Genomic DNA, 6,218 nt, shown 5'->3' with positions numbered 1-6,218 from the left:
CACCGCGCCGAGCAGCCGCCGCCCCGAGAGCTGGACGCCGAGCGCGCGGGCGCGGGCGGCGGCCTCCTGGGGGTCGGAGTAGGCGTGGGCGAGGATCCCGCTGATGATCGTGCCGTGGGCCTGGCGTTCCAGGGACGCCTCGTGCCGGTCGAGGAGCCGGCCCAGCGCGAGCGTGGTGGCGGCGCGTTCGATGAGGACGACCTCGCGAGGGGTCGGCGGGGTCTCCGGCAGGATGATCAACCGGCCCCAGCCCTCGCCGGGCGCGCCGACGACCGTCACGAGCCAGCCGGACGCCTCGTCGTAGGTGGTCCGCTCGTCGGGGCGGACGGCGCGGGAGCGGGTCTCCCAGGAGTTGAGGAGCTCGGCGGGGTCGCGCCCCGCGGCGTCGGCGGCGAGCACCTGGTGCGACAGGTTCTCCAGGACGGCGGGCCGCCCGGCCAGGGTCGCCACCTGCCGCACCACCTCGGCGGGCGGGGCGCCCTCGACGGAGAGCTGGGTGAAGATCTCGTGGAGCTGCTCCGAGGCGCGGAGCTCTTCGAGCTGGGCGTCGAGGATCCGGGCGTGGATGGCCTCGGTGACGTCCACGAACAGGGTCTCGCGGCCCAGCGTGATCACCGGGACGCCCTCGGACTCGGCGGCGGCGACCAGCGCGGGCGGCAGATCGCCCTGGTAGCGGCGGCCCAGCTCGACCATCAGCCCGCTCACGCCGACCGTGGCGAGGCTCTTGACGTACTCGCGGAGCTTGGACGCCTCCTCCGGCAGGGCGATGCCGGTGGTGAGGACCAGCTCGCCGCCGCGCAGCAGATGGGCGACGTCGGTGACCTCGGCGACATGAACCCACCGAATCCGGGAATCCAACCGGTCGGATCCCGCGACGACCCTCGGCTGACCGCGCCGTACCGGGTCGAGTTTGAGAACATCGGCCAAGGTGGGAAGCATGGGATCGCACCCTACGAGGAGGAAGAACATGGACGGCTGGACCGAGACGGGCAGCGCACTGATCAAGGAATGGGTGTTCCAGGACTTCGCCGAGGCGATGACCTTCGTCAACCGGGTCGCGGCGGTCGCCGAGGAGGCGAACCACCATCCCGACATCCACATCGTCTGGAACAAGGTCACCCTGACCCTGTCCACCCACGACACCGGCGGGCTGACGGACAAGGACCACGATCTGGCCCGCCGTCTCACCACAGTCTAATCGAACAGAGTGTAAGCGTTTTCCCGATTTCCCCGACAGTTCGCTAGTGGCCCAGACCACGCTGACCAGGGAAGACTGCAGAGCATGTCGGAACTCCTCGCACGCCACCGGGCGGTCATGCCCAACTGGGTGGCCCTCTACTACGACCAGCCGATCGAGATCGTCAGCGGCAAGGGCAACCACGTCGTCGACGCCGAGGGCAACACCTACCTCGACTTCTTCGCGGGCATCCTGACCAACATGATCGGGTATGACGTCGCCGAGGTGCGCGAGGCCGTGGAGCGGCAGATCGCCACGGGGGTCGTGCACACCTCGACCGTGTACCTGCTCCGCGGTCAGGTGGAGCTCGCCGAGAAGATCGCCCGGCTGTCCGGCATCCCGGACGCCAAGGTGTTCTTCACCAACTCCGGCACCGAGGCCAACGAGGCGGCCCTGCTGCTGGCCACCTACGCCCGCAAGAGCAACCAGGTCCTGGCGATGCGCCAGAGCTACCACGGCAAGTCCTTCGGCGCGACGGCCGTCACCTCCAACCGGGCGTGGAAGAACAACGGGTACAGCCCGTTCACCACCAACTTCCTGCACGGCGCCGACCGCCACCTGCCCCAGTTCGCGCGGCTCTCGGACTCCGACTACATCAAGGTGTGCGTCGAGGACCTCCGGCACGTGCTGGCGACCGCGACCGGCGGCGACGTCGCCGCGCTGATCGCCGAGCCGATCCAGGGCGTCGGCGGCTTCACCATGGCCCCCGACGGCCTGTTCGCCGCCTACAAGGAAGTCCTCGACGAGCACGGCATCCTGTTCATCGCCGACGAGGTCCAGACCGGCTGGGGCCGCACAGGGCAGAACTTCTTCGGCATCCAGAACCACGGCGTCACCCCCGACGCGATGACCTTCGCCAAGGGCCTCGGCAACGGCTACGCCGTCGGCGGCGTCGTCGCCCGCGGCGACCTGATGGACGCCCCGCACGCGATCGGCCTGGCCACCTTCGGCGGCAACCCGATCTCGATGGCCGCCGCCAACGCGACCCTCGACTACGTGCTCTCCCACAACCTCCAGGCCAACGCCGCCCGCACCGGCCAGATCATCATCGACGGCCTGCGCGAAGCCGCCAAGGAGCTGCCGTTCGTCGGCGAAGTCCGCGGCAAGGGCCTGATGTTCGCGATCGAGCTCGTCGACGCCGAGACCGGCACCCCGGCGCCGGCGCTCGCCGCGAAGATGATGGAGGAGACCAAGCAGCGCGGCCTCCTCGGCGGCAAGGGCGGCCTGTACGGCAACGTCATGCGGATGGCGCCGCCGCTGACCCTGACCGAGGCCGAGGCCCGTGAGGGCCTGGCCATCCTCGTCGACTCCCTGAAGGCCCTCGCATGAGCAAGCACGTCACCCACTGGATCGCCGGCAAGCCGTTCACCGGCACGTCCGAGCGTGTCGGCGACATCTACAACCCGGCTACCGGCCAGGTCACCGGCACCGTCGACTTCGCCGCCCAGGCCGAGATCGACGAGGTCGTCGCCGCCGCCAAGGCCGCGTTCCCGGCCTGGCGCGACGCGTCGCTGTCCAAGCGCGCGCAGACCCTGTTCCGCTTCCGTGAGCTGCTGGTCCGCGACTCCGCCGAACTGGCGAAGATCATCTCCGCTGAGCACGGCAAGGTCGAGTCGGACGCCGCCGGCGAGGTCGCCCGCGGCCTCGAAGTGGTCGAGTTCGCCTGCGGGATCCCGCACCTGCTCAAGGGCGGGTTCTCCGAGAACGTCTCGACCAAGGTCGACGCCTACTCGATCCTCCAGCCGCTGGGCGTGGTCGCGGGGATCACCCCGTTCAACTTCCCGGCCATGGTGCCGATGTGGATGTTCCCGGTGGCGATCGCGTGCGGGAACACGTTCGTGCTCAAGCCGTCCGAGAAGGACCCGAGCGCCGCGATCAAGATCGCTGAGCTCTGGGCCGAGGCGGGCCTGCCGGAGGGCGTGTTCAACGTCCTGCACGGGGACAAGGTCGCCGTGGACGGGCTGCTGGAGCACCCGGACGTCAAGGCCGTCTCGTTCGTGGGGTCGACCCCGATCGCCCGGTACATCTACGAGACCGCGGCCCGCAACGGCAAGCGCGTCCAGGCGCTCGGCGGCGCGAAGAACCACATGCTGGTCCTGCCCGACGCCGACCTCGACCTGGCCGCCGACGCGGCCGTCAACGCGGGCTTCGGCTCCGCCGGCGAACGCTGCATGGCGATCTCCGCGCTGGTCGCGGTCGAGCCCATCGCCGACGAGCTGATCGCCAAGATCAAGCAGCGGGTCGACGGCCTCAGGACCGGCCCGGGCAACGACCCGACCTCTGACATGGGCCCGCTGGTCACCCAGGTGCACCGCGACAAGGTCGCCTCCTACCTGACCTCCTCGGTCGAGCAGGGCGCCACCCTCGTCGTGGACGGCCGCGAGGGCCTGCCCGAGGGCGACGGCTTCTGGCTCAAGCCCACCCTGATCGACCACGTCACCGCCGAGATGGACTGCTACCGGGACGAGATCTTCGGCCCCGTCCTGTCGGTCCTGCGGGTCTCGACGTTCGACGAGGCGATGGCCCTGCTCGACGCCAACCCCTACGGCAACGGCACCGCGATCTTCACCAACGACGGCGGCGCCGCCCGGCGCTTCCAGAACGAGGTCGAGGTCGGCATGGTCGGCATCAACGTGCCGATCCCCGTCCCGATGGCCTACTACTCCTTCGGCGGCTGGAAGGCCTCGCTGTTCGGCGACAGCCACGCCCACGGCACCGAGGGCGTCCACTTCTACACCCGCACCAAGGCCGTCACGGCCCGCTGGCTCGACCCGTCCCACGGCGGCGTCAACCTGGGCTTCCCCACCAACGGCTAGCCCCGCGACCAGGCCCCGCGCCCACCTTCCCCTGGGGTGGCCGCGGGGCCTTTCGCTTGCCCTAGTGGGCGAGGCCGTAGCGGGGATCGGCGGACAGGATGCCGCCGGCGGGGTCGTCGTCGCCGCGGCGGCGGACCAGGTCGGTGGTGGGGCGGAGGATGTCCAGGACGATCAGGAGGCACATCAGGGTGACGGCGCCGAAGCGGGCGAGGACGGCGTAGAAGTAGGTCGGCTCGGTGATGCCGCCCGGCGGGGTGAGGATGTGCGACAGATACCACCAGATGCCGGTGATGTAGACGATCTCGGCGGCCTGCCAGAGCAGGAAGGCCGGCAGTTTCGGGCGGGCGAGGATCGCCAGCGGCAGCAGCCACAGGACGTACTGCGGCGACCAGACCTTGTTGGTGAGCAGGAACGCCGCCAGCGTCAGGAACATGAGCTGCGACAGGCGCGGCGGCCGTTTGGCCGTCAGGGCGATCGCGCCGATGAGCAGGCAGAGCGCCAGGAAGATCCCGGCGGTGGCCAGGTTGAGCTCGCCGTGGTCCAGCTTGAGGAGGTTCTTGTGGTCGAGCAGGTAGAAGATCGAACCCCAGTCGGCGTCCCGTGACGAACTGAGCTTGTAGAAGGTCAGCCAGTTGTCGGTGGCCGCCAGCGCGACCGGGATGTTGGCGAGGCTCCAGGCGACGACCGCCCCGGCCAACAGGCTGCCGAACGCGCGCATCCGGCCGGCGCGGAAGCAGAGCAGCAGGAACGGCCAGAACAGCACGATCGGATAGAACTTCGTGGCGATCGCCATGCCCAGCAGGACTCCCGCGACGAAATGGCCGCGCTCGTGCCAGGCCGCCAGCGCCAGGACCGTCAGCGCCACGGCCAGCATGTCCCAGTTGATGAACAGGGTCATCAGGAGGGTCGGGGCGGCGACGAGCATCCAGCGCGCGCGGGTGGACAGGGCGCCCGCGACCCGTCCGATCGTGTAGACCGTCAGCAGGGCCAGCAGGGTCATGCCGAGGGCCGTCAGATCGAAGTAGGTGCCGGCCCGGACCGCGGAGCCCTCGCCGCCCGGCTCGGTGAGCAGGCCCGCGAGGAGGTTGGCGACCTGCATGAACCAGCCGAGGACCACGGGGTACTCGACGCTGCTCTCGATGTAGGGGGTGAGGTCGCCGGCGAGGCCGCGGTCCCAGAACAGGACGGAGACGTCGGTGTAGCGCGTCCAGCTGTCCTGGCAGTGGGCGGTCCCCCAGAAATGCTGAGAACCGCACGGCACTTTCAGCGCGTACGCGCCCAGCGCCACGATCACCGTCGCCAGCAGCGGCGACCAAGTGACCAGAACCCGCTTCAAAGACCCCCGTGAACTCACGAACGCATATCTTTCCGGCAAATCGCAGATATGGGTAACGCTTGGAGATTTTTCATCGGCAGAAATCCGGCCGCCCCCAGGGGGACGGCCGGATCCGGACGGTGCGTCAGACGGTCGCGGGGACCGACTCCGGGCTCCGCAGCGTCACCGCGGCGATCACTCCGCCGCCCAGCGCCACCGCGGCGGCCGCCAGGAAGGCCGGTGAGTATCCGCCGGTCCCCGCGGTCAGCGCGGTGGCCACGGCCAGCCCCAGCGCCGAGCCGAACTGGTAGGTGACGTTGACGATCCCGGACGCCAGGCCCGCCTCCTGCGGCCGCGCCCCCGACATCGCGGAGATCATCGCGGGAATGAAGACCAGGGCCATGCCGACCGCCGAGACCAGCGAGCCCGGCAGGACGTCGGTGACGTACCGGCCGTCCGCGTCCGCGCTGGCCAGCAGCGCCAGCCCCGCCACCGGCAGCCCCAGCCCGACGACGATCAGCCGCTTGGCGCCGAACCGGCCGATCAGCCGCCCGGTGACGCCGACCATCAGCAGCATCATCAGACCGGTCATCGGCAGCAGCGCCGCGCCGCTCTCGAACGCCCCGAACCCGAGGCCCTGCTGGAGATAGAGGTTGAGGAAGTACCACATCGGGATCCACGCGGCCCCGAGCAGCGCCATCGCGATGTTGGCCGCCGCGAGGTCGGGCGCCCGCCAGATCGCGGGCGGCATCAGCGCGTTCGGCAGCACCCGCTGCGCGGCCAGGAACCCGGCCAGCAGCAGCGCCGCACCCGCGCCGAGCAGCACCGTGGTGCCGGTGGACTGCGCCGG

The 6,218-nt window shown here is 70.2% G+C and carries 6 protein-coding genes; 3 read left to right on the top strand and 3 right to left on the bottom strand.

Annotated features, from left to right (window positions below; all coding sequences use genetic code 11):
* On the bottom strand, nucleotides 1-939 hold a 939-nt coding region (locus ACYVE7_RS27345), incomplete at its 3' end, for a PucR family transcriptional regulator ligand-binding domain-containing protein (protein ID WP_460368543.1).
* Nucleotides 940-967: 28 nt separating this feature from the next.
* Between ACYVE7_RS27345 and ACYVE7_RS27340 the strand changes: the two genes are divergently transcribed.
* The 3 genes from ACYVE7_RS27340 to ACYVE7_RS27330 all read left to right on the top strand — a co-directional run bounded on the left by ACYVE7_RS27340 (nucleotide 968) and on the right by ACYVE7_RS27330 (nucleotide 4,053).
* Complete coding sequence (locus ACYVE7_RS27340) at nucleotides 968-1,198, top strand: 4a-hydroxytetrahydrobiopterin dehydratase (RefSeq protein ID WP_460368542.1); 231 nt, start codon at nucleotides 968-970, stop codon at nucleotides 1,196-1,198.
* Nucleotides 1,199-1,282: 84 nt separating this feature from the next.
* On the top strand, nucleotides 1,283-2,566 hold the full coding sequence (locus ACYVE7_RS27335; RefSeq protein WP_460368540.1) for an aspartate aminotransferase family protein: 1,284 nt from the start codon (nucleotides 1,283-1,285) through the stop codon (nucleotides 2,564-2,566).
* On the top strand, nucleotides 2,563-4,053 hold the full coding sequence (locus tag ACYVE7_RS27330; protein WP_460368538.1) for a CoA-acylating methylmalonate-semialdehyde dehydrogenase: 1,491 nt from the start codon (nucleotides 2,563-2,565) through the stop codon (nucleotides 4,051-4,053). Before ACYVE7_RS27335 ends, ACYVE7_RS27330 begins: the two co-directional genes overlap by 4 nt.
* A 61-nt stretch (nucleotides 4,054-4,114) precedes the next feature.
* Here the strand turns inward: ACYVE7_RS27330 and ACYVE7_RS27325 are convergent, their stop codons facing one another.
* Together ACYVE7_RS27325 and ACYVE7_RS27320 are read right to left on the bottom strand one after the other, a co-directional pair.
* Nucleotides 4,115-5,389, bottom strand: a complete 1,275-nt coding sequence (locus ACYVE7_RS27325; protein ID WP_460368536.1) for a glycosyltransferase family 87 protein — start codon at nucleotides 5,387-5,389, stop codon at nucleotides 4,115-4,117.
* A gap of 124 nt (nucleotides 5,390-5,513) precedes the next feature.
* A partial coding sequence (locus ACYVE7_RS27320) for an MFS transporter (RefSeq protein ID WP_460368534.1) occupies nucleotides 5,514-6,218 on the bottom strand: 705 nt, incomplete at its 5' end.

It is taken from the genome of Actinocorallia lasiicapitis (assembly GCF_054778695.1).
This window is presented reverse-complemented; position numbering and strand designations above follow the sequence as displayed.

What these genes read in the sequence shown, in the direction of transcription:
- ACYVE7_RS27340 (WP_460368542.1), top strand. Translation starts at nt 968, where the DNA reads ATGGACGGCTGGACCGAGACGGGCAGCGCACTGATCAAGGAATGGGTG.
- ACYVE7_RS27335 (WP_460368540.1), top strand. Translation starts at nt 1,283, where the DNA reads ATGTCGGAACTCCTCGCACGCCACCGGGCGGTCATGCCCAACTGGGTG.
- ACYVE7_RS27330 (WP_460368538.1), top strand. Translation starts at nt 2,563, where the DNA reads ATGAGCAAGCACGTCACCCACTGGATCGCCGGCAAGCCGTTCACCGGC.